The organism is Rhodococcus sp. BS-15, assembly GCF_000813105.1.
Lineage (GTDB): Bacteria > Actinomycetota > Actinomycetes > Mycobacteriales > Mycobacteriaceae > Rhodococcoides.
Genome location: NZ_BAOX01000388.1, coordinates 1 through 3,758, shown reverse-complemented (window position 1 = coordinate 3,758; position 3,758 = coordinate 1). Strand labels below are relative to the sequence as shown.

Below are 3,758 nucleotides of genomic sequence, written 5' to 3'. Positions count from 1 at the left end.
CTCCGCCGTGTCCGGGTGTGGAGCCCTACCCCGCAAGCCGCGCCGGCTTCGCGGAGCAGATCTCCGCCGAGCTCGGCATCGTCGCCGAAGCCTGCCCAGCCTCGAGGCGGCGGTCGCCGACGCGCCCATCGTCACGGTGGTCACTCGGGCTCGAGAGCCGTTCTTCCCGCGCGGAATCCTTGCGCCTGGCGCGCACCTGAACGCGATCGGCGCCATCCTTCCGCACGCGGCGGAATTCGACAGTGCGCTACTTGCAGATTCCTCGATCACGGTGGTGGACAACCTCGAGAACGCGCGTCGCGCGTCGCGAGAGCTCATCGAGTTCTACGGCGACGACTTCTCGCCGGTGCAGACCCTCGGCGATCTCATGACCGGTGCCGCTGCTCGGCCGTTGTCGCCCGCATTGACCGTCTTTAAAGGCATGGGTATGGGCCTTGCCGATCTCGCCGTCGCGAACGTCGCTGCGGCCAACCACGAAGGAGTACCGACCGCATGAGGTTTCGCAGCACACCCGAGTCGATCACCGGATCGATCTCGCCGTTGATCACCCCGTTCGCCGACGACCTCGGGCTGGATCTCGGGAGCCTCGCCACGCTGACGCGGTGGCACCTCGACAGCGGGACGCACGGCGTGTCCATCGGCGGGTCGACAGGCGAGCCCAGCTCTCAGACGGTCGCCGAGCGGATTGCCGCCATCCGCGCCGTCGCCGATGTCGTTGACGACGCCGTTCCCTTCCTTGCCGGCACCGGCTCCGCCAAGCTCGACGAGACGCTCGAGCTAACGGCGGCAGCAGTCGACGCGGGTGCTGACGCAGCCCTCGTCATCACCCCGTACTACGCGCGGCCCACCCAGGAGGCGTTGTTCCAGTGGTACTCAACGGTCGCCGCCGAGTTCCCCGACATGCCGATCGTGATCTACAACGTCCCGTCACGCACAGCGGTCGACCTCGCACCCGAGACCGTGGCGCGACTAAACCGCGCGCACGAGAATATCGTCGGCATCAAGGAGACCACGCGCGACTTTGAGCACTTCTCCCGTGTCCTACACGCCACGGGCCGCGACTTCCTCGTATGGTCCGGCATCGAGCTGCTCTGCCTTCCGCTCATGGCACTGGGCGGACGTGGCTTCATCAGCGCAACCGCAAATCTCGCACCGCGCGCTGTCGCAACGATGTACGAGCGATGGGAAGCAGGCGATTTCGACGGTGCACGCGACATCCACTACGCGTTGCATCCACTCACAGACCTACTGTTCGTCGAGACGAATCCTGCGCCGGCCAAGTGGGTCCTTGAGCGCAAGGGCCTCCTGGCCTCGGGGGCGGTTCGCCCGCCGTTGATCACACCGACACCCAAGGGTCTCGACAAGATCGAAACGCTGCTCGAGCAGGCACAGCCCGCACTGGCGCTTGAGCGGTTTCCCGTTCCATCGGCCTAACTCACCGGCTCCCACACCGGACAGGCCCGCACCGGATTCCGCCGAAGCCGGTGCGGGTCTCCGCCTACTGCGCGCCGAGAGCAACCGAGATCTCGCGCGCGCAAGTGCGCAGCGCCTCAGCATCGGCGGACATCGCCTCGGCAGTGAGGCGGCCGACCGGGCCCGCGACGACCAGTGCGGCCACGATCGCGCCACGCCCGTCGAGAATCGGCGCAGCCATTGTCGAGACGTCGGGGTGCACGCGATTCGCCCCCTCCTCGGGGAGCATCGAGAGCCCGGTGTCGCGCGTTCGCTCGACATCGGCGAGGAACTCTTCCAACTCCGCGTGCTCAATGTCGGGATACCAAGCCTCGACCATGGCTGTCACCGAGTCCGGTTCATCATCCGCGAGCAGCACCCGCGTACCCGCCGTGAGGTCGGCCATCACGACCCGGGTGCCGATCTGCAGGTACTGCCGGATCGTGTACGTCCCGTCGGAGCAGGCGACACACACCTTGGAGTCGCCGGTACGCGTCCACAGGGACGTCGTTTCCATCACTCGCTCACGTAGATCATCCATGTAGGGCTGGGCAATGGAGGCGATGTCCACTTGCTCCGCTCGGCGCTGTGCCAGCTTCGTCACCCCGACTCCCAGGCTGTACCGCTTGGTCAGCGGATTGAACTCGAGAAGGTCACCGTGCGCGAGCGTCACCGCGATCCGGTGCGCCGTGCTGGCGCTGCAGCCGAGTTCGTGAGCGAGCGACTGCATCGTCTGAGGACCCCGTGCCGCAGCGAGCACCTCCAATAGCCTGACCGCACGCTGCACCGACTGGACCCCGGACTTCCCGACGGAATCCTGACCGTCCATCGACGTATCCCTGCCCGTTTCCAACGACATCGTGCCCGCACCGCCTCCCGTGGTTCTTCATGGAGGTTAGCCGCCCCCAGAATTGGCTTCATCATATCCCGCCCAGCGGGTTGCGCTTCCCGCCACACGGATCGTAGAGTGTGACGTGTCACATATTCGTGGGCAATTGTGGCTCGCTTCATTCCTACTTAGCCGATCGAGGTCCTCACTCATGCGCTTAGCAACCCTGCGTGTCGCCGGCCGCACCCGCGCCGCACGCGTCGAATCGGATGGTGGTGCGATCCTCCTGGACGCGCCTGACGTCGGAACCCTGTTGCAGCACCCCAATTGGGAAGATCTCGCCCGTGCGGACGGACCCCGGGCGGACTTCGCTCCAGAGGACCTCGCTCCGCCGATCACGCTCCGCTCGGCGAAGGTCTTCCTCGTTGGATTCAACTTCGGCTCGCACGCAACTGAGCTCGGCCGCGAGCAACCAGCGTATCCGTCAATCTTCGCGAAATACCCCGAGAGTCTCGTTGGCGCACACGACCCCATCGCCCTGCCGCACCACAGCCTCAGCGTCCAAAATGACTGGGAGGTGGAACTGGTCACGGTGATCGGCACTGCAGGTCGGCACATCCCCATCGCGGACGCCCCGCGGCATATCGCCGGATACTGCGTAGGCAACGACACGGGGGTTCGCGACTGGCAGTTCCGCAACCGGCCGCCCCTAATGGGGAAGGCGTGGGAGGCGATGACGCCGATCGGGCCCTGGCTGACCACGGATTCAGGCCCGGTGGACGCCATGCGGCTGACCACCGACGTCGACGGCGAGCGGGTGCAGGACGGCCTCGGCGCCGACATGATCTTCGACCCCGCGACCGTCATCTCATATCTCAGCACCGTCATCACCCTGCAGCCAGGGGACATGATCTTCCTCGGAACCCCGCCCGGCATCGCGCTGGGACAGGAACCCGCGCCGTGGCTGCACCCCGGCCAGACTCTCACCACCGCAATCTCCGGCCTCGGCGAACTCCGCAATCTCTGCGTCGAGTCCCCGGCCCCCGCCACCTCAGATTGGACGATCCATGGGTGACCCCACCACCGCGAAGCCGATCTCACCTCTGGCCTTCGAGGACTTGAGCCTCGCATCGCAGGATCTGCTCCGCCCCCGCTACGAACGGTTGGGCTACCTGGGCGAGATCTTCGGCGTACTCGGCAATGATGACGCCGTCCTGCGCGCATTTGTCGGATTCGCTGACGCCTCGGCTTCCCCAGTTGACCAGGACGTCCGCGAAGTGGTCGCACTGGCCATCGCCGCCGCAACCGACGCAGAACCCGAACTGTTCCAGCATGAACGACGCGCCCTACGGTTGGGGTTCACCTCCGACGAGATCGCCGCGATCGAGACTCTTGACCCGGATCACTCGGACCTGCGCGCCGGAACGAGGGACGTCCTCGCCGCATCCGCAGCGGCTGCGCGCGGGGACTGGCCGGA

Annotated in this window: 4 protein-coding genes and 1 pseudogene; 4 read left to right on the top strand and 1 reads right to left on the bottom strand. The window is 66.3% G+C overall.

The genetic code is table 11. The features are described from left to right. Both RHBS_RS25530 and dapA read left to right on the top strand, forming a co-directional pair. Positions 1–496, top strand: a pseudogene (locus tag RHBS_RS25530) (hypothetical protein); the annotation flags it as partial. After that, positions 493–1,434 (top strand): 4-hydroxy-tetrahydrodipicolinate synthase, encoded by a 942-nt coding sequence (dapA, locus tag RHBS_RS25525; RefSeq protein WP_006368853.1) that lies wholly within the window; start codon positions 493–495, stop codon positions 1,432–1,434. The pseudogene RHBS_RS25530 and the gene dapA, both read left to right, overlap by 4 nt. A gap of 64 nt (positions 1,435–1,498) precedes the next feature. Here the strand turns inward: dapA and RHBS_RS25520 are convergent, their stop codons facing one another. Beyond that, positions 1,499–2,311, bottom strand: a complete 813-nt coding sequence (locus RHBS_RS25520) for an IclR family transcriptional regulator (RefSeq protein ID WP_035727369.1) — start codon at positions 2,309–2,311, stop codon at positions 1,499–1,501. Positions 2,312–2,492: 181 nt separating this feature from the next. Here RHBS_RS25520 and RHBS_RS25515 point away from each other — a divergent pair, with 181 nt between their 5' ends. After that, positions 2,493–3,356, top strand: coding sequence for a fumarylacetoacetate hydrolase family protein (locus tag RHBS_RS25515; protein WP_006368855.1), 864 nt, complete (start codon positions 2,493–2,495; stop codon positions 3,354–3,356). After that, positions 3,349–3,758 (top strand): carboxymuconolactone decarboxylase family protein (locus RHBS_RS25510; protein WP_128646804.1); only part of this gene is annotated, 410 nt, incomplete at its 3' end. The genes RHBS_RS25515 and RHBS_RS25510, both read left to right, overlap by 8 nt.